23 protein-coding genes are annotated in these 20,070 nt (G+C 28.1%); 17 read left to right on the top strand and 6 right to left on the bottom strand.

The window, feature by feature from the left end; genetic code table 11:
• The first annotated feature begins 7 nt into the window (after positions 1-7).
• From TEGL_RS17045 to TEGL_RS17030, 4 genes are all read left to right on the top strand, one after another.
• A complete protein-coding gene (locus TEGL_RS17045) occupies positions 8-946 on the top strand; it encodes a glycosyltransferase family 2 protein (protein ID WP_018591680.1) in 939 nt (312 codons plus the stop codon).
• 6 nt (positions 947-952) lie between these two features.
• Positions 953-2,593 carry a heparinase II/III domain-containing protein gene (locus TEGL_RS17040; protein WP_018591679.1) on the top strand — a complete coding sequence of 547 codons (1,641 nt, stop codon included), beginning with the start codon at positions 953-955 and terminating at the stop codon, positions 2,591-2,593.
• Positions 2,594-2,722: 129 nt separating this feature from the next.
• On the top strand, positions 2,723-3,262 hold the full coding sequence (locus TEGL_RS17035; RefSeq protein ID WP_018591678.1) for a hypothetical protein: 540 nt from the start codon (positions 2,723-2,725) through the stop codon (positions 3,260-3,262).
• 25 nt (positions 3,263-3,287) lie between these two features.
• A complete protein-coding gene (locus TEGL_RS17030; RefSeq protein ID WP_018591677.1) occupies positions 3,288-3,914 on the top strand; it encodes a hypothetical protein in 627 nt (208 codons plus the stop codon).
• A 68-nt stretch (positions 3,915-3,982) separates the two neighbouring features.
• On the opposite strand, the gene TEGL_RS17025 is transcribed toward TEGL_RS17030, so the two are convergent.
• Positions 3,983-5,995 carry a CgeB family protein gene (locus TEGL_RS17025; RefSeq protein WP_018591676.1) on the bottom strand — a complete coding sequence of 671 codons (2,013 nt, stop codon included), beginning with the start codon at positions 5,993-5,995 and terminating at the stop codon, positions 3,983-3,985.
• Between the two features lie 123 nt (positions 5,996-6,118).
• Here TEGL_RS17025 and TEGL_RS17020 point away from each other — a divergent pair, with 123 nt between their 5' ends.
• The 3 genes from TEGL_RS17020 to TEGL_RS17010 all read left to right on the top strand — a co-directional run bounded on the left by TEGL_RS17020 (position 6,119) and on the right by TEGL_RS17010 (position 8,318).
• A complete protein-coding gene (locus TEGL_RS17020) occupies positions 6,119-6,652 on the top strand; it encodes a hypothetical protein (protein ID WP_018591675.1) in 534 nt (177 codons plus the stop codon).
• Between the two features lie 14 nt (positions 6,653-6,666).
• Positions 6,667-7,923 (top strand): nucleotide sugar dehydrogenase, encoded by a 1,257-nt coding sequence (locus tag TEGL_RS17015; RefSeq protein WP_018591674.1) that lies wholly within the window; start codon positions 6,667-6,669, stop codon positions 7,921-7,923.
• Between the two features lie 182 nt (positions 7,924-8,105).
• A complete protein-coding gene (locus TEGL_RS17010; RefSeq protein WP_018591673.1) occupies positions 8,106-8,318 on the top strand; it encodes a hypothetical protein in 213 nt (70 codons plus the stop codon).
• A 55-nt stretch (positions 8,319-8,373) separates the two neighbouring features.
• Here TEGL_RS17010 and TEGL_RS17005 read toward each other — a convergent pair whose 3' ends face one another.
• Positions 8,374-8,763, bottom strand: coding sequence for a rhodanese-like domain-containing protein (locus tag TEGL_RS17005; RefSeq protein ID WP_018591672.1), 390 nt, complete (start codon positions 8,761-8,763; stop codon positions 8,374-8,376).
• A 235-nt stretch (positions 8,764-8,998) separates the two neighbouring features.
• On the opposite strand from TEGL_RS17005, the gene TEGL_RS17000 reads away from it, so the two are divergent.
• From TEGL_RS17000 to TEGL_RS16975, 6 genes are all read left to right on the top strand, one after another.
• Positions 8,999-9,229, top strand: coding sequence for a hypothetical protein (locus TEGL_RS17000; RefSeq protein WP_018591671.1), 231 nt, complete (start codon positions 8,999-9,001; stop codon positions 9,227-9,229).
• A 229-nt stretch (positions 9,230-9,458) separates the two neighbouring features.
• Positions 9,459-9,635, top strand: a complete 177-nt coding sequence (locus TEGL_RS16995; protein ID WP_018591670.1) for a hypothetical protein — start codon at positions 9,459-9,461, stop codon at positions 9,633-9,635.
• Between the two features lie 41 nt (positions 9,636-9,676).
• Positions 9,677-9,871: a hypothetical protein gene (locus tag TEGL_RS16990; protein ID WP_018591669.1), complete on the top strand. Its 195-nt coding sequence runs from the start codon at positions 9,677-9,679 to the stop codon at positions 9,869-9,871.
• Positions 9,872-10,088: 217 nt separating this feature from the next.
• Positions 10,089-11,288, top strand: a complete 1,200-nt coding sequence (gene megL, locus TEGL_RS16985) for a methionine gamma-lyase (protein WP_018591668.1) — start codon at positions 10,089-10,091, stop codon at positions 11,286-11,288.
• Between the two features lie 227 nt (positions 11,289-11,515).
• On the top strand, positions 11,516-12,760 hold the full coding sequence (locus TEGL_RS16980) for an NAD(P)-dependent oxidoreductase (protein WP_018591667.1): 1,245 nt from the start codon (positions 11,516-11,518) through the stop codon (positions 12,758-12,760).
• 360 nt (positions 12,761-13,120) lie between these two features.
• Positions 13,121-13,879, top strand: a complete 759-nt coding sequence (locus TEGL_RS16975) for an SH3 domain-containing protein (protein ID WP_018591666.1) — start codon at positions 13,121-13,123, stop codon at positions 13,877-13,879.
• Positions 13,880-13,932: 53 nt separating this feature from the next.
• Here TEGL_RS16975 and TEGL_RS16970 read toward each other — a convergent pair whose 3' ends face one another.
• From TEGL_RS16970 to TEGL_RS16955, 4 genes are read right to left on the bottom strand one after another with little or no spacing between them, the layout of a single operon-like run.
• Positions 13,933-14,223: a hypothetical protein gene (locus TEGL_RS16970; protein WP_018591665.1), complete on the bottom strand. Its 291-nt coding sequence runs from the start codon at positions 14,221-14,223 to the stop codon at positions 13,933-13,935.
• A gap of 13 nt (positions 14,224-14,236) precedes the next feature.
• Positions 14,237-14,542 carry a hypothetical protein gene (locus TEGL_RS16965; RefSeq protein ID WP_018591664.1) on the bottom strand — a complete coding sequence of 102 codons (306 nt, stop codon included), beginning with the start codon at positions 14,540-14,542 and terminating at the stop codon, positions 14,237-14,239.
• 54 nt (positions 14,543-14,596) lie between these two features.
• Positions 14,597-14,803, bottom strand: a complete 207-nt coding sequence (locus TEGL_RS16960) for a hypothetical protein (protein WP_018591663.1) — start codon at positions 14,801-14,803, stop codon at positions 14,597-14,599.
• Between the two features lie 43 nt (positions 14,804-14,846).
• The gene (locus TEGL_RS16955; RefSeq protein WP_018591662.1) at positions 14,847-15,161 is read right to left on the bottom strand and encodes a hypothetical protein; all 315 of its coding nucleotides are present in this window, start codon (positions 15,159-15,161) and stop codon (positions 14,847-14,849) included.
• A 255-nt stretch (positions 15,162-15,416) separates the two neighbouring features.
• On the opposite strand from TEGL_RS16955, the gene TEGL_RS16950 reads away from it, so the two are divergent.
• The 4 genes from TEGL_RS16950 (at position 15,417) to TEGL_RS16935 (ending at position 20,070) form a co-directional block, all read left to right on the top strand.
• Positions 15,417-16,085, top strand: coding sequence for a response regulator transcription factor (locus tag TEGL_RS16950; RefSeq protein ID WP_018591661.1), 669 nt, complete (start codon positions 15,417-15,419; stop codon positions 16,083-16,085).
• Positions 16,082-17,110 (top strand): sensor histidine kinase, encoded by a 1,029-nt coding sequence (locus TEGL_RS16945; protein ID WP_018591660.1) that lies wholly within the window; start codon positions 16,082-16,084, stop codon positions 17,108-17,110. Before TEGL_RS16950 ends, TEGL_RS16945 begins: the two co-directional genes overlap by 4 nt.
• Positions 17,111-17,222: 112 nt before the next feature.
• Positions 17,223-17,990, top strand: coding sequence for an ABC transporter ATP-binding protein (locus TEGL_RS16940; RefSeq protein ID WP_018591659.1), 768 nt, complete (start codon positions 17,223-17,225; stop codon positions 17,988-17,990).
• Positions 17,980-20,070 carry an FtsX-like permease family protein gene (locus TEGL_RS16935; RefSeq protein WP_018591658.1) on the top strand — a complete coding sequence of 697 codons (2,091 nt, stop codon included), beginning with the start codon at positions 17,980-17,982 and terminating at the stop codon, positions 20,068-20,070. The genes TEGL_RS16940 and TEGL_RS16935 overlap by 11 nt, the downstream gene beginning before the upstream one ends.

The following is a 20,070-nucleotide window of genomic DNA, read 5'->3' as shown; positions in this document are numbered from 1 at the left end:
GATTGAGATGAAAAAATATCAAATATCTGTTATTGTACCAATTTATAATAATGGACAGTATTTAAAAGACAGATGTATGAAAAGTCTTATGAAAAGCAGTATATTTAATGATATGGAAATATTATTTATAGATGATGGATCAACAGATGATGAAACCATAAAAATTATAAAGGAATTAGAAATAGAACATGACAATGTTAAGACTTATTATTTTCCAAGAGGAGGTAGTGGCAATGCATCTAGACCTAGAAATAAGGGGGCTGAACTTGCCACTTGTGATTATATAACATACCTGGATCCAGATAATGAAGCTGTAAATGATGGATATTACAAATTATACAAACAATTGGAGAATTGTGATTTTGATATTATATTAGGAAACTATGAGTTTGTGGAAGGTTCTAGTAAAAAGATATCAAATTACTATAATATTTGTGAATATTATAATTTTGATTGTAGAGAAATAACAAATACAAAAGATCTTATTATAAAAAATAATTTTAGTGTGAATAGTATTCAAGCTATGTTAGTTAAAAAATCTATAATACTAAATAATAATGTGACTATGGAAGGAATAGGTGAAGACACTGTATTTTTCTATGAAGTCATGTTGTTATCACGTAAAGTAAAGGTAATAAATGAAGTTATACATTTATATTACAAAGATAGAGACGGCTCATTAACAAATAGTATTAATAATGAATACTTTGATGGTCATTTCATGTCTCAAAAAAGAAAGAAAAAAATATTTGAAAATTTTGGGATTTTGGAATCTTATTTAAATACAAAGCAAGAATATCATTTTAAGCACTATTTATATAATAAGATGCTTCAGGCAAATGAAAAAAAATATGGGGAGAAAATATTATATGAGATATATGATATTTACGAAGGAAGATGGAATGTAAAAGACAAAGATTTAAGAAGATTTTTTGAGAGAAGGTAGAGTATAATGATTTTTAAAAAGTTTGATGAAAATTCCATAGTAAGACTGGCACCATTGAATAATAATAGCGTAGATATAGCAAATAAGGCGCTTAAGAATGAAATATTTTTACTAAGTGGGTTACAATCTATTAATTTTGATAAGGGCATAGATTGGGATTATAAGCATGAAATTAACCTGGATACCTATTCTTTGTATTTGCATACATTGGATAGTGTAGGCTACTTATCCAGTGCTTATGAAATTACTAAGGATAAAAAATATATTGAAAAAGCAAATAGTATTATGGCATCTTGGATTGATTATGTAAAAAATGAAAAAATAAATAAAATGGTTTGGTACGATCATACAACAGCTTTTAGATCACAAAATATTTTACATTTTTATTTAATTGCAAAAGATATTATTTTTTTAGATAGTGAAGTTTATGAAAATCTAATTATGAAACACATAAATTACCTATATGATGATAAGAACTATAAATCATATAATCATGGAATGATGTTGGACAAAGCACTTCTTTCTTGTGCATCTGTAATAGAAGGCAAATCAGCAGAAATGTTACAATCAAAGGCTTTAAATAGGTTAAAAGATAACTTTTATAATAATTTTTCATATAAAGGAGTACATTTGGAAAACTCCATGTTTTATCATTCTTTTGTTAAAGGCATGTATGAAGAAATTGAAAAATTCTTAAATACAATAGGATTATCTCTAGGAAGTAATATATTAATAAAATTAAAAAAAGCAAATAATTACTTTAATTATGCAGTCAAGCCAAATGGGGAGCTACCAGCCATAGGAGATAATGGAAAGATGGAAATAGGAAATAAGGATAAATTTTATGAAGACTTTTTTGATTATGAAGCAGGCATAGCTTATCTTCAATATGAAAATAAAGAAAATCCTATAAATTCGACTTGGCTATCCTTTATATGTGGCTATTCTTCAACAATCCATAAACATTACGATGATCTATCATTTACGTTATATTATGGAGGAAAAGATATATTTGTGGACTCTGGCCATTTTGGGTATGGAGATACTAAAGAGCGAAGATATCTTACAAGTCAGAAGGCTCACAATACATTTTTGATAGAAAATGAAAGTTATGCATTAGTAGAAAAAGAAGATAGCTTTAAAAAAATAAAGATAACAGATTTTGTAACAAATAAATACTACTCTATGGTGAAGGGAAAAAATACTTCATATAATGATACAAAGTTATATCGAACATTAATCTTATTTAAACCAAATATCATATTTATTTATGATAAGGGTGTAAGTAAATCAGAAAAAGAATATACTCAATTATATAATGTGGCACCTAAAAACAATGTAACACAACTTGATAGTAGAACATGCATAATCAATGATAATGTTGAAATTATACAAATAAATAATGAATTCACTTCCAAATACTATAGTTCAAATAAAGAAGAGCCAGTAGCTGTTATATGCGAAAAATCAGAAACCTTAACAAATACATGTCAAATCACCTTTAAGAAAAAATCTCAAAATATAAATATACTAACTTTGATTTCCCTAGATAATAGTAAAAAAAATATTGAAAATTTAAAGTTTGATGAGAAAAATGAAATATTATATTTAATCATAAATGAAATAAATTACAGCATAGCTCTATAATTTCTAATTATATTAAAATCCTTATTTAGTAAAAAAAGTGTCAAATAATAGCGTAATTTCATAGTATATAAAAGAGATAAGGATCTTACAAAAGATTTGTCTCATTATAAGAGTATTGGAGGAAAGAAAATGGCAGATATAAAATGTACTGATAATTTAATATTAAATTTTTCAGCATCTTATGTAGTACCAGCAACATTTGATTTAGTTGATGCTACAAAGTTTTCTATAGCAGTATCTACTGATGGATTAATAGTTTATAAAGATATTGTAGACTATCCAGTTTCGGAAATAGTAGGACCATGTCAAACTAAAGTAAATAATGTAAATGTAAAACTTGGACAGGTTAAAGTCTCTGGTGTTTTAGTTTATAGAGTAGCTGGGCACGGTATTAAATCAGATCCATTAATAATACCCGTAGAATTACAGGATAAAGTGAATATTGGTGGAAATATATGGTCCAGTGCTGATGGATTTGTGGAAGTAAGAGATGGAGAAAACGATTATATGACAGTAGCATTTGTTTTACCTGATGAAGATATAGATCCGGGGCTATTAACTGTTACCTTAAAATCATTAAAACTAGGCTCAACTTATGAGGAAGAACAATCTAAAAATAAAGTTGTTACTTTATTAGGAGAGTTTAAATTAGCTTATGGGCTAGTTTAATTCTAAATAGAAAGGACTAGCTGATATGTTTGAACTATTTAAAAATTTATTTTCAAATAAAATGGGCCAAGAAGATTCAAGTTTAGAAACTACAGAGGTAAATGAATTAGAGGTAGATGAAGGCACTAAAGTGCCAAAGTATATTTTAAAGGAGGATGCTAAAATAATGAGTATACCATGTGATTACCAAAATGTTTTACCACAATCATTATTAAAGATAGATAAAACTCTTATAACTAATCCTGACAATGTTGCAGTATATATAAACTTAGGTCATTTAGATTCAATTGATACAATTGAAGAAGGTGTTATAGATTATCCTGAAGTTCAAAATCCATGTGGTGAAGGTACTATAACTGGGCAAGCATACCTAGAAAAAGTTATATTAGTTGGAGGTGTTAACTACTCTGTTTTATTATTTGATACAGTAACTAAGACAAAAATATATGCTGGAGAAATTCAATATAAGACAGCATATTCACTTCTAACAGTATTACCACTAGGTGTGGAACCAAAAATTGATACATCATTAGTTAAACCAGTATTTTTTACTAAATTAACTAGATTACAAGATTTAGAAGGCGTAGATTATTATTTATATACAGTTGATGGAACAGTTGAATTAGATTATGAGGGTGTAATAACACCATAATATTATAATAATTTAATAATATTAAAAAAATAAATTTATAAGCTATGTCTTTTTGAGACATAGCTTATTTATATAGAGATAAAATCTATATATTTACTTCTATTATTTCTATCGTCTACTATGTTTCTTATAAAATTATACTCATCATCAGAATAAATAACTAAATCACTACTACAAACATAATCACAAGAAAAGTTATCATTATACAAGGTCAAATATAATAAATAATCTTTATGACAGAATAAAGTATCCTTATAAACCTTTTTTACATAAGAATCTTTATAAGAGCAAATAGCTATTTCAAAATGATTATAATCTATTTCATATACTTGGCACTTTCCAATAATAGAGGCATTAGTATAAGATAGAATATTTACATAATCACGAAGATAGTTTGGACCGTAGTAGTTTTTTGAGTAGAATAAAGCATAGTGAGAAACATTATGTTCTAAACTATGAATATAATTGATAATATGACAAATATCTTTTTCTTCAGAATAAAAATTATAGTATAAATTATTTATATCTAACAAATCTATGCAAGAGTTTATATTTATATTTCTATTGATTATAAGGTAAGTATAAGTAGGAGTATATTCTTGATTTAAAATTATCTCTGCTATATTTTCTATATGTGAAATGTCTTCTATTATACAGATTAATCCAATGTTTGTAGGTATAGGTTTGTTATAGTTTATATTTAAAATATTAAAAATTTCCATAAATCTATTTTTATAAGTATGATTTTCAAGTATATATCTTTGAGATTTTTTACTTTGTTTTTCATAAAGACTTGGATTGCTAAGGATTTTGTCCAGATAGTCCATAGTATTATCTTTATTTTTTGAAATAAGAACATAATCGCTGAAATTATCGCTAATACATTTTGAATAAGAAGTTAAAAGTAAAGTCTTACAAGCTAAAATTTCATAGACTCTACGAGATACCATATAGGAGCTATTTTGCACTGAGTTTACATTTAAGAAAACATTGTAATTTTTATAAGCTTCCACCATATATTTGTAATCAAGCTTTCCTACAATATTATTTAAATACTCCTGTGGCCAATATTTTTCTATAAATTCTAACATTTCCCTTTGATGAAAATTTCTATCATAAATATGAAGACCATATTTTAGGGCAGGTTTAACGATATATTCAAAATCATTGAATCGATCCTTGTGTATATCGTTATACCATCCACCAGCAAATGCAATTTCACCAAGTTTGTATTTATTTTTATTAATTGAGTTATGAATTTTAGGTTGTGCCGCAAAGGATAAAGGATATATATTATTGTGATTGCAAGCTTCTATTTGATAGGGAATTATATTTTCATCTGATACAAAGATATAGTCAAAAACAGAACTGGATTTTTCAAAGTAAGAAAAGTTGACTAGCCCTTCCTTATTAAAAAATACAGTAGGTATACTATTATCTTTACAGTAATTTATCAGGCTATACAAAGTTTCATCCAAATTTTCTTCACATGCTACTTTTTTTATCCACGTTTTACAAATGCCATACCAAGCAGACTCGACTAATAATAAATCTGGATGAAAATCTTTTATTTGTTTCTCCCAAGTCATGGATTTTAGTTGAAGAAGATTGCAATCATAAGAAAAACAGTCGTAAGAAAATTCATCTAAGATGCAAGCTATTTTTACATTAAAAGTGGGAATAATAACAGTTTTATCATATAAATCAGAATCAATTTTATCCATAAATTCTTTTACCATATTAGAGACTTCATAAGTATTTTCATTAAATAAAATAGGTTCTTCCAAAACTTTCAAGGTGAAAATAGTATCTTCTTTTAAATTAATATCTATTTCAACTTTATCTATATTTTTGTTTCTAAATTTATAAGATTTATTTATATTTAATAAGACTTCTTCACACTCATCGTTTTCTTTGAAAAGTTTTATATTAATTGAGGATAAATTTTTTTCGCTCATACCATTAAACAGAATAGTGTATTCTTTGAAGAGACTTATATTTTCTATTTTGTGATGGGCAATAAAATTTCCATTTTTATTTGTGTAGGTAAAAATATTTTTATTAACAGTTTTAAACTTCATAATACACCTCTCTTATAAATATGCTAAATATTGACAAAATATAGTAACTAATACCAAAAACCTTCATATTATACTAATAGGGATTGAGATACCCTCTAAACCTAATTAAAAGGAGGATTATTAATGAATTGCGTTGATAATGTAACGTTGCCTTTTAGTGCAACTATAAATGTACCTGAAGGTTTTTTATATAATGACGAAAATCAACTTTCTGTAGCAGTATCTACTGATGATTTAAATATATATGTAGTAGAAGAGTCATTTATTACAAATGATATAGTAAATCCATGTACAGGACAAACTGTTAAAGGAATAAAAGTTTATATAAATGAAATAAGAATGAGTGGAACATTGATATTTAGAATGGCGCTGAATGCTTTAGTTAGTAGTTATAACTTTATGTTAGGAAGCCAAACTAATGTAAATAATGATGGGTGGTCATCAACAGATGGTCGTGTACAGATTAAAGTAGCAGATGAAGGTGTGATGAAAGATTATATAATTCTTGGATATGAAGATGCACAAAATCAAGATTCTATTCCAACTAAAGAAGACATTTCAGTTGTTCTTGAAAGTTACAATGTAATTGAACATACTATAGGAGATCAAACTGTACTAGAGTTAGCAGGAGAATTTTCATTTAAAGTAGCTGCATAAAGGGGGTAATATATATGACTAGAGATATATGCATTATAGGACTTGGATATATAGGACTTCCAACAGCAACAATGTTTTCTTTATATGGTCATAATGTGGTAGGAGTGGATATAAACCAAGAGGTAGTGGATAGGCTAAATGATGGTAAGATAATTATTAAAGAGCCTAACCTGGAGAGTCTGGTAAACTATGTAGTCGATCAAGGCAAATTGGTGGGAAGTATTACTCCAAGAGAGGCAGATGTGTTTATAATAGCAGTGCCAACACCAATAAAAGAAGATAAAAGTGCGGATATGAGGTATGTTATTTCTGCAGTTAAATCTATTGTAAAATATTTAAGAAAAGGTAATATAGTAGTTTTAGAATCAACATCTCCCGTGGGTACTACAGAAGAAGTTGTGAAACCTATAATAGAAGAAAGTGGGCTTCAAGTAGGTAGTGATATATTACTTGGATACTCGCCAGAGAGAGTAATACCAGGAAAAATAATTTATGAATTGGAAAAAAACGATAGGATCATAGGTGGAATAAATGAAGAGTCTGCAAAAGAAATTGAAAAAATATATAAAACTATTGTGGATGGAAATATATATTTAACTGATTGTAAAACTGCAGAAATTTGTAAGTTAATGGAGAATACCTATAGAGACGTAAATATAGCCCTATCAAATGAATTATTATTAATTTGTGATAATTTAGGTATAAATGTATGGAAAGTAATAGAATATAGCAATAAACATCCTAGGGTAAATTTACACATGCCAGGTCCTGGAGTGGGAGGACATTGTTTAGCTGTAGACCCATGGTTTATTGTTGAGAAGGAGCCAAATGTTTCTAAAATAATAAAATCTTCAAGACAATTAAATGATTTCATGCCAACTTATGTGTATGAGTCAGTTGAAAATATTTTAAAGGAAAATAAAGACAAAATTGTGACTATTCTAGGAATAACATATAAGGCTAATATTGATGATATTAGAGAAAGTCCTATATTAAAATTAATAGATTTATTGATTCAAAATAATTATACAGTTAAAGTATTTGATCCTTTTGTTAAAGAGTTTTATTTAAATAATAATGATATTGTTTCAGCTTGTCACAATAGCGATTTATTAATTCTGGGTGTAAATCATGATTATTTCAAAGATCTTCCTTTGAATACAATAAAAAAAGAAATGAGAGGAAATATAATACTTGATACTAGAAATTATTTAAATAAAGAAGAAATAGAGAAAAATGGCTTCGTATATAAGCTTTTAGGATGTAAATAAAATAAAAAGACTACTTCTTAAAGAAGTAGCCTTTTTTTGTTTATATATTATTAAAAACTAAAATACATTAATTTTGCAAAATTAATATTTTGGCGAAAAACTGTAACAAAATAGCCAATAAAATCATATTTTAAAGTAAATAAGCAAGAAGCTTATTAAATATCAAAAAAGGAGAAGATATTATGTCAGAAAATACAAATCTTTCTAGATTCTTTGGTGGTTTTGATTGTGGATGTTTTGGAGGATGGTTACTACCAATAATAGTTATATTTTTAATATTTATGGTGGGAGACGATTTACTAGAGTTCATATTCTGTGAAGACTCAGCAATAATATGGATTATATTAATAGTAATGTTACTATTCTTCCTACAAGAAGATGACTGCTGTTGCTAATTAAGCAAAAAGCTATGAAGAGGAAATTTATATTTCCAATTCATAGCTTTAATTTTTAGATAAAACACTCATTTGATTTAATGGAAGCTACTCCACCATCTAGAACTTTTGCATCTATACCAAGATACTTTGCGTATGCCCATAGAGTAGGGCTTCTAAGCCTTCCTTTTGAACAGGCAATAACAATTTTTGATTTTCTGTTATTAGATATATTTAATAAATCTAATTTTATTTTTTTTATATTTTTTAACAAACCATAGATTATTACTATTTCCGCAATAATTAAATATTTGTGAATAAAATCATATTGGATTCTATTAATAATGGGCACGTTGTATTGTAATTTTTTATCAGAATTATATTGATCTTCAGTCCTTACATCTATTGTAATTTCATCAGTAATATCTTTGTATTTAATTAGATATTTTTTAAAAAATATTCTCATAAATTTATCTAATGTTAGTATCTTAATCCCTCCAAGCTAAAGTTTGTTTTAAGTATTTTATCACATATATGATTTGTTTCATATGCAAATTTAAAGAGAATTTTAACTTTTTAAGATTATAGGGAACACTTTTATTTTTAAATCATATTATATAATAGAAGAGTTTTGCCAATTATCAACTGAAGTACTTACATAAGCTAGGTAATCTCTTTTATGGTAAAGGGAGGTAATTACAATGAATAGTAGTTTGACTAGAATGTTTGAGAGTTTGGGAGGAACAGGCTGGTGGATAATAGTCCTATTCTTTTTATTTTTAGCTTTTCAAGAATGCTGGGCTGAGATCTGTATAACAGACTGGATCCCATTCTTAATTTTGCTACTAATTGTTTGCTCTTGTGGTATTGGTGATAATGATTGTGGTTGTGGCTGTATGGAAAATAATTTGGACTATAATTGCAATTGCTAATTAAAGAGTAAAAGTAATACCTAGTTTAAGGTGGCTGCTGCATAGATATAATAAGGATCTTTTGCAGTAGTCCATCATAAATTAAAAGTGTTAATAAAAAGATAAAAATTTTTATTAAGTCAAAGATAAAAAATATTATCACAAATAATTAAATTTGCATATTATATGTTAAGAGCGAGAGCTCGAGAAATATAATAAAAATATATATATCAACAGGAGGTATACAACAATGTTAGACAGATTATTTGGAGATGAAGGATTCTTTGGAGCAGGAGCTTGGTGGATAATAGTATTATTCTTCTTATTCTTAGCATTTGGTGAAAGCTGGGTAGACATAGATATAATGGCTTGGATACCATTCTTAATCATACTATTAATACTTTGCAGCTGTGGGGACTGCTTCTAGACTAATCACTAATAAATCATAATAAGTAGGGGGACAAAATAATGTTAGATAGACTATTTGGTGGCTGTGGATGCGGCGAAGGAATGTTTGGAGGATGGTGGATAATAGTACTATTCTTCTTATTCTTAGCATTTGGTGAAAGCTGGGTAGACATAGATATCTGTGCTTGGATACCATTCTTAATATTATTATTAATAACAGTTAGCTGTGGCGGCTTACTAGGCGATGAATGCTAATTTAATCCAATTCACAATTAAACTTAAGAGATAAATAAGCAAGGATTAGCGTTAGCTTATATTTATATAAGCTAGCGCTAATTTTTTGTGAATAAAATAGCATAATTATTAAGATTCAGTTGTACGAAAATGTATAAAGAAATATAATTAAGATAAGTACATAATAATTAATCTTATCATAATAAAATTTTAGTGATTAAATTAGGGGGTACTTCTTATGAACAATGATTCATTAAAAAAAATGGGCTTTGCAACTAAGGCAATTCACGCAGGAACTACAGAAAACACACCAGGAACATTGGCAACTCCAATCTATCAAACATCAACATTTTATTTTGACTCTGCCGAGCAGGGTGGTAAGAGATTTGCAGGAGAAGAAGGCGGATATATCTATTCTAGACTAGGAAATCCAACAACAAAAGTATTAGAAGATAAGATAGCAATGCTAGAAGGTGGTCAGGCAGCAGCTGCCATGTCTTCAGGAATGGGAGCCATATCTTCAGCTTTATGGACTCTTTTGAAAGCAGGAGATCATGTGGTAGCATCAAACACTTTATACGGATGCACTTTTGCACTACTTAATCATGGATTAACAAGATATGGTGTAGAAGTTGATTTTGTTGATGTTACAGATCCGGAAAATGTTAGAAAAGCAATGAAGAAAAACACAAAGGTAGTTTATCTAGAAACTCCAGCAAATCCAACTATGCTAATTACAGATGTAGAGGCAGTAAGTAAGATTGCTCATGAAGTAGAGGGATGCCAGGTTATGGTAGACAACACTTTCTGTTCACCTTATTTACAAAGACCACTTGAACTTGGAGCGGACATAGTGGTTCACTCTGCAACAAAATATATAAATGGACATGGTGATGTTATAGCAGGTATAGTTGTTGGTAGAGAAGACTATATAACTCAAGTTAAAATGTTTGGTATAAAAGATATGACAGGAAGTGTGTTAAGTCCCAACGATGCTTTTTTAATGATAAGAGGAATGAAAACACTTCAAATAAGAATGGATAGACATTGTTCCAATGCTATGGAAGTTGCAAAATTCTTAGAATCACACCCTGCAGTAGAAAAAGTTTACTATCCAGGACTTGAAAGTTTTGAAGGTCATGAATTAGCTAAAAAGCAAATGAGTCAGTTCGGAGGAATAATGGCATTTGAAGTAAAAGGTGGAGTAGAAGCTGGTAAGAAATTAATGAACAGTCTTCATCTTTGTATATTGGCAGTAAGTTTGGGAGATGCAGAGACTCTAGTGGAACATGCAGCATCTATGACACATTCGCCATATTCTAAGGAAGAAAGAGAAGCAGCAGGAATAAGTGATGGTTTAGTTAGGATTTCTGTTGGTTTGGAAGATGTAAAAGACATTATAGATGATTTAAAACAAGGTCTAGATCAACTGTTATAAGTTTATTGGATTTTGACTAATATTTAAAAGAAGAAAGCTACCCAGAGGTAATTTTGGGTAGCTTTTACTATTGTACATAAGCGTTTTAGTTAAAATAATATGGGTATTTTAATATATATGTGAAAAAGAGGGTATTTATTATTTTTATTTTTTGCAAAATAGGAATAATACAAGTAAAATAAATAGGTAGAAGTTTTACATACACAAAATTCATCAGGAGGATGGTTATGAGAAAAATAGACATAAATGAACTGCAAGAGGAAGTAAGCAGATGTTTACATTGCAAAAAGCCAAGATGTAAGGCAAATTGTCCTGTAGAAACGCCAATTCCAGAAATAATAGAGCTTTATAAAACTGGAAAAATGGAAGAAGCTGGACGAATATTATTTGAGAATAATCCTTTATCAGCAGTGTGTGGAGTTATATGCCCTCATGAAGATCAATGTTTAGGAAATTGTATTAAAGGAATAAAGGATAAGCCAGTGAAGTTTCATGAGCTAGAAACTCATATATCTAGTGAATATTTAAAAAATGCAAAATTTACACAACACAAAAAACTAGAAGATAGAATAGCAATAGTAGGTTCAGGACCTGCAGGAATTACTTTAGCATTTAACTTAGCTAAAAGAGGATACAAAATTACTATATTTGAGAAAAATGAAGCCATAGGTGGAGTACTTAGATATGGAATACCTGATTTTAGATTATCAAGAGAAGTATTAGACAATATAGAAAAAAGACTTTTAGACTTAAATGTGAAAATTAGATACAATGCCTTAGTTGGTCCAGTTTTAACTATAGACAAATTGTTAGAAGATGGATATAAGGCAATATTTATAGGTACTGGAGTATGGAATCCAAAACCACTTAGAATAAAAGGTGAAAGCCTAGGTGATGTTCACTATGCTATTAACTACCTAAAATCTCCAAAGTCATTTAGATTAGGTGACAAAGTTATAATTATAGGAGCTGGAAATGTGGCAATGGATGCAGCAAGAACTGCAAAGTACTATGGCGCAAAAGAGGTCACTGTTGTTTATAGAAAAGATTTTGAACATATGACAGCTACAAATGCAGAAATAGAAGATGCAAAAGAAGAAGGAGTTAAATTTGAATTATTCAAATCTCCTGTGGAAATAGTAGACGAAGGTGTTGTATTTGTTGATACAAAGTTTGTTGAGGAAGATGGAAAAACTAAAATGGTCAATGTGGAAAATTCAGAAAAGCTAATGGAAGCTGATTCTGTAATAATTGCTGTTAGCCAAAGTCCAAAAAACAATATTGTTTCAAACACAGAAAATCTAGAAACAAATAGACATGGTTTACTTGTTATAGATGATATTGGACACACAACAAAAGAAGGTGTTTTTGCATCTGGAGATGTGGTTACAGGAGCAAGAACAGTAGTGGAAGCTGTGGCTCATGGTAAAAAAGTTGCTGATTCTATTGATGAATACTGTAGACAAAAATAATTAAATATATAGATAAAATAGCTAGATTGAAATATGAAATATTTCGGTCTAGCTATTTATAATTTTGATACAAAAAATGCAAATTATATACTAATTAAAAGGTTACAAAACGGTAAAAATGATTTTTTTTTTGTAAAAAAACATTATCTAGTGAATACCTTGAAAACACTGGTGTTTAACTGTGGGAAATAAGGACGTTTATTCAATGATGTTACTTGTTTGTAAATTTTTTACTGGAAAACTCTTTAAAAAGTTACAGAAATGTAATATAATACATATATAAAGTTACAGAGAAAACAGAGACGAAAATAATTTTTAATGTGAAATAGAGTCCTGAAAATTAATATAGGGGGAAGATGTATGTTTAAGAAAACTTTAAAAGCGACAGCACTTTTATCGTCATTAGCGATAATGGTAGGTATGGCTAAGCCTATAAATGTTGATGCAGCGACTACTTATGTAATGTCAACAGGAAGTGTAAATGTTAGAACTGGAGCATCAACTAAATATAAATCAATAGATAAACTTAAAAAAGGTAAAGTAGTAAAAGTATTATCGTCAAAAAGCGGATGGTACAAAGTACAATTATCTGGCAACAAAACTGGATGGTCTAGCAAAAAATACTTAACAACTACAAATGCTACAGTAAAATCTACTGTAAACGTGAGAAGTGGAGCGTCAAAAAAGCACAAAGTTGTAGATAAACTTAGCAAGGGAGAAAAGGTAAAAGTATTATCTTCTTCAGGTGATTGGCATAGAGTACAATTTGATGGAAATGAAACTGGATGGTCTCACGAGGACTATATAAATAAAACGAGTTCATCAAATTCGTCAGGATCATCAATGAATGTTGCAAGAAAACTTACTGTTAAATCTTATGCATATACAGGAGGAGGATACACAGCAACAGGAACAAAAGCAAAGTATGGAACATTAGCTGTAGATCCAAAGGTAATTCCTTATGGAACTAAAGTTTACATAAAAGAATTAGATAAAGTTTTCACTGCTGAAGATTGTGGTGGTGGAATAAAAGGAAATAAAGTAGATATATATATGAACACAGAATCTGCTTGCAGAAACTGGGGAGTTAGAACAATAACATTACAAATATTAAAATAGATAAAAAGAGTAAGGTATGTAGCCTTACTCTTTTTACGTGAATTTCATAAAAATCATGCTTCCTCATTGTAGACTATATTTATAACATAGTCCCAACATGTATTTTTCAAAGCAAATATAAATTGACCATTTCTATCAGTAAATGTGAAAGATAGTGGAATTGTTTCATTAGTTTTTGAATCAATGTAGGATAAAACAGCAGTGGCACCATCTACAGGCCTATGATTACTAAATAAAACAGTACCTATAACTACGGATCCCATCTGTCTTTTTAACACAGACACTTTGCTAACTAACTCGCCTTGATTAATTTTTACATCCATAGTATCTTTAAAAGTTCCCATATACAATTCTCCATTAAATCAGATTATTTGGGGCGTAAACAATTATTCTATATTTTTTATTCTTTTTTAAGACTAGAGAAAATCCAAAATATCCTTCCTCATTTGTATAGACAATACTTTTATCTATGATTTGATCTTCTTGGCTACTATACTCCTGCAAAACAACGGCACATCCCTTAATAACTTTACCTTCCTTATTTGAAACAGTACCAATTATTACTGAATTTATCTCTTTTTCTAAAACAAACATTTTACTTATTAAGACGTTATTTTTAATTTCATTTTTTTTTATTGTGCAAGTTATTACTTTATAACTCATAGCAACTCCTATTGCCATGGGTTAGGCTATAAAAGCCTAATCCATGATTTTTAATTATTCTATTTCATTATTTGAGGAGTCTGTGGTAAGTGAAGTTGGATTATTTTCTGTATCATAATCAATTTGAATATTAAAAGAAATCTCGCCTTTATTATCAATATTATTTAAAGAAAATGAATTTTTACTTTTTTCACCATTTATACTTAATTCCTTTATACCAACTTTAGTATATTCTTTTCCATCAATTATTTTTGTTTCCATAGACCTAAGCTACCTCCATGTTATTAATCTTAACTAGAAGTTATTAAGACAATGTGTTTGGAGTATAAACATCTAGTTTATAAGTTGTTCCAGAAGCTGTGCTGAATGCATAAGGAATACCAAATTTACCGTTTGTATCAGTATAAGCAATGGCAACATTTTTAGAAGCAGCTGGAGTAGTAGTTATTTCTACTAGCACCACAGCTGCACCTGCAATAGCAACACTACCATCTACAACAGCACCACTAGCTAAAGAATAAGTTTCATCAGCTAATGTTGGAGTGGATGCAATAATCACACCAGCACTTCCTGTTGCAGGAGCTGTAACAGATATTTCAGCCATTTTATAAATAGCCATAAGATCACCCTTTTTAATATAAATTAATAGATTTATCAATCTACTAATTTATATTATTAATTAAGGCTACTAAAAGTTACATAAAAAGACAGAAATAAAAAATATATTTTCATATTCTATACAAGATGAGATAGAATTAAGATGTAAATTAAGAGAAAATTAAATACAGTTATTAATAGTATTATAGGGTACTTTATTTTTAACAAAATAAGAAGTAATATATTAGTATAAAAATTTAAAGGGGGGATATTAAATATGTTTAATATAATGATAATAGACGACAATGAACAATTACAAAATGAACTGGGGAACATGTTATTTAATAATGGTTATTTAGTAACAAAGATAAAAGAATTTAATAATATATCTTCCCAAGTGGAAAATAATAATCCAGATTTAATATTATTAGATATAAACTTGCCAAATGAAGATGGATTTAAAATTTGTACAGAAATAAGAAGCTTTTCAAAGGTGCCAATCATATTTATTACAAGTAGAGATACAAATGTGGATGAACTTATGGGAATTACTCTAGGTGGAGATGACTTTATAATAAAGCCATATAACACTCAAATACTTTTAGCTAGAATATCTTCATTATTAAAAAGAGCTTATCCTAATGATAAATCCATGGATATTATTGAATATAAGGGGTTAAAACTTAACATATTATCAAGTACTTTAGAACATGATGGAAAGACTGTTGAACTTACTAAAAATGAATTGAAGATTTTGCACTATTTACTTAATAACAAAGGAAAGATAGTATCTAGAGTGGATATTATGGAATATTTATGGGATAGTTCTTTATTTGTAAATGATAATACTTTGACTGTTAATATAACAAGAATAAGAAATAAGATAGAAGAAATTGGTCTAAGTGATTTTATAAAAACTAAAAGAGGCCAGGGATATATAATATGAGTTTAAAAGAATACTTAAAAAGTAAAATTAGTGTAATATTCATAAATCTTATCTCATTAATAACACTTGTAGTTTTCTTATTTAGTATTGGAAATACTTTTGAAAGTATAAAGGTTATTGTGATTTCATGGATTATAGTACTTATATTGTTTTTTACTTTTGAATATAAAGAGAGAAATGTTTATTTTAATGAAGTTCTAAAATCAACAGAAAATCTAGATAAGAAATATTTAATTAGTGAGATTATAGATATACCTCCATATGTGGATGCTGTTCCCTATTATTATTTATTAAAAAAATCTAGCAAGTCTATGAGGGAAGAAATTAATAAAATACAAAAACAACGTAAAGATTATAAAGAATACATAGAGCAGTGGATACATGAAGTTAAAACGCCCATATCATCCATTAAATTAATAGAAGAAAACAACAAAACCTCTACCTCTAGGGCTGTACTACAACAGTTAGAAAATATAGATGCTTATGTTGAGCAAGCTTTGTTTTATGCAAGAAGTGAAGATGTGGAAAAAGATTACCTTATTAAAGAAATATCTTTAGAGGAATGTGTAAATAGGGTTATTATAAAAAATAAGCAACTATTGATATTAAATAGTATAGATATTGAAACTAAAGATATAAATAAGAATATTTATTGTGACAGTAAATGGTTAGAGTTTATAATAAATCAAATCCTAGTTAACTCTGCAAAATACAGAAAAAATGAATCGCCAATTATAAAAATATACGCAGAGGATATTAAAAATGGAACCCAACTAATTATAGAAGATAATGGTATAGGAATACCAGATGATGAAATAAATCGTGTATTTGAAAAAGGATTTACAGGTAATAAAGGACGAGTAAATAGTAAATCAACAGGAATTGGATTATATTTATGTAAGAAACTATGTGATAAGCTGGGACTATTAATATGCATAAATTCTGAAGAAAATAAATATACAAAAGTTATTATTACCTTTCCAAAGGGAAGCTTTTGTAAATTTGAAAAAAAGGATCTTATTTAAGTTCCTTTTTTTATGCCATAGAGCATTAGGTGACAACATCGTAACGTTAAAGTAACATTACATCGAATCAACTAATAACAAAATAAGGTAAGATAAAGGGGAGGTGATATTGATGAGTGAAATACTAAAAATAGAAAACATAGAAAAATATTATGGTAATAAAGGAAATATAGTTAAGGCAATAGATGATATAAGCTTTAACGTGGAAAGGGGAGAATTTATAGGGGTTATGGGACCATCTGGTTCCGGAAAGACAACATTGTTAAATACCATTGCTACTATAGATGAAGTTAGCTCTGGTCATATTTATTTAGATAAGCAAGATCTAACAGAAATAACTCCAAAGAATATAGCAAAGTTTAGAAGAGAAAATTTAGGATTTATTTTTCAAGATTTTAACTTATTAGATACTTTAACTATACATGAGAATATTGCACTGGCCCTTACAATTAATAGGACTAAAAAAACAGAGATAGATGAAAAAGTTCTAAATGTGGCAAAAGAGTTGGGTATTGAAGATTTACTTTCAAAATATCCTTATGAAGTGTCTGGTGGGCAAAAACAAAGAACTGCTTGTGCAAGAGCATTAATAACAAATCCAAAGATTATTTTAGCTGATGAGCCAACAGGTGCACTAGATTCCAGGTCGGCACAAATGCTTATAGAGATGATTTCGAACATGAATAAAGAATTAGGAGCTACAATATTAATGGTAACTCATGATTCATTTACAGCAAGCTATTGTGATAGGATTTTATTTATTAATGATGGAAAGATTTTTACTGAGCTAATAAAAGGTAAAAATACTCGTAAGCAATTTTTCAATCAAATATTAGATGTGGTTGCATTGTTAGGTGGTGACGTTAGGGATGTACGTTAAATTAGCACTGGAAAATGCAAAGAAATCAATTAAAGACTACTTAATATATTTTATAACTATAACCATATGTGTAAGTTTATTTTATGCTTTTATGTCTTTATCAAGTTCAAGCTATGAACTTATAACAGAGAAGTCCTATAAATTTGAGGTTTTAAAAGCAATATTAAAATATTCAACTTATGTAATAACAGGAGTATTAATAATTCTAGTTGGTTATGTAAATAAATATATGATGAAAAGAAGACAAAGAGAATTTGCTACATATATATTACTTGGCAGTGAACAAAAAAGTGTGGCTTTAATGTTTTTTATTGAAACATTAATAGTTGGTGTAATGGCTATAATGTGTGGAATATGTATAGGGACTCTGTTTTCACAAGTAGTAACTGCCATAGTTTTAACTACAGCAAAACAAGAAGTAGTATTTAACTTTAGGCTGTATATGGATACTGTTGTTATAACTTTTATATTTTTCATATCCATGTTTTGTATAATTGGAGTTTATAATATTAGAGTTTTAAAAAAATTAAAGCTGATTAATATGATGAATGTGGAGAAGAAAACAGAGTTTCAATTTAAAAGAAGTGGTAAGTTTTATGCAATAGTTTTTGGATTGTCAGTAATTTTATATAGTGTGGGAGGATACTGTACTTATAAACTTATTAACAATAATGGCTACTCAGCTGTGGATTATAGAAATGGATTTATTTTTCAAGTGATATCCTTAGCAAGTTTTATAGTAGCTACATACTTACTGTTTTACTCTATAGCATATATCATAATTTTTATAAAAGAGAGATGTATTAATTTTAAATACGAAAATACAAATCTTTTTTTAATAGGAGCAATAGTATCAAAAATAAAAACAGCGCCAATATTAATGGCTACCATTTGTATAACATTTCTAGGAGCAGCCATTAGTTTTATGTTAACTCTTGTAATGAGTCAATGGAGTTTAGGTTATTTGGATTATAGAGTACCTTTTGATATAGATGTGAGAAATGAGTATAGCTATAGATTTGGTGAAAACACAAGTTTAGAGGATATTAAGGACATACCTAAAATAAATTATGAGGAAGTTATAAAATATTTAAACGACAATGATTATGGTGTTGAAGAGTACTGTCAGGTGGAAAAATACTTTTTGAATAAAGAAGATTTTTATATAAGAGATGTAGACAATATACCTATAGTTGTAGTGAAATTAAGTGATTTTAATAAACTAAGAAGTATGTTAGGTTATAAGGAAATTAAGCTAAGAGATAATGAATTTACTACTCAGTGGCAAAAAATCATAAAGGAAGATGATATAAAAAAATCCATAAAAGAAAATTCAATTATAAATATAGATGGAAAAAATTTAAATATCAGTGACACTGGATATTATACTGAATCTATTGGAGAGGGAATTTATAATATTTACTCAGATCACATTATAGTATTGCCAGACAAGTTATGTGAAAATCTAACTCTTGCAAGTACTAATTTATTAGTTAATACAAAGAAGGAAGTAGATTTTGAGAAAATCATAGAGTTTAAAGGTAAATATATATACGATTGGTTTAAAAGTAATAATGAGAATTTAACTAAAAAATATAATAATAAAAATGGAGATATAAGTGAATATTTAATTGAAACTAGAGTGAGAGCTTTTGAAACTAATAATATATTAAATTCAACTTTAGCCATGAGGATTTTAGGAATATATTTAGGCACAGTTTTACTTATGATTAGTTTAACAGTCCTTGCTCTTCAGCAACTTTCTGACTCTATAGAACATAGAAGTAGGTTCAATGTACTTAAAAAGTTGGGAGTGGAAGAGGATGATATTAATAAAATAATTTTAAAACAAATATCCATATATTTTGTAATTCCCATATTTATAGCTTTAATTGGTTTTGTAATATTTATATCTAATTATTATATTTTAAATTCGGAAATAATTAATTCTTATATAGGTGATAAAGCCTTTGTAATTAACATTGTAATAGCCATGATTTTAATGATATTCATATATGTGTGCTATTTTGCAGGTACTTATTACACTTTTAAAAGAAATATAAAGTCTAAAGAATATTAA

Source organism: Terrisporobacter glycolicus ATCC 14880 = DSM 1288 (assembly GCF_036812735.1).
GTDB classification, from domain to species: domain Bacteria; phylum Bacillota; class Clostridia; order Peptostreptococcales; family Peptostreptococcaceae; genus Terrisporobacter; species Terrisporobacter glycolicus.
Note: the sequence above shows the minus strand (reverse complement) of the source record. Positions and strands in the feature narration are given on the sequence as shown.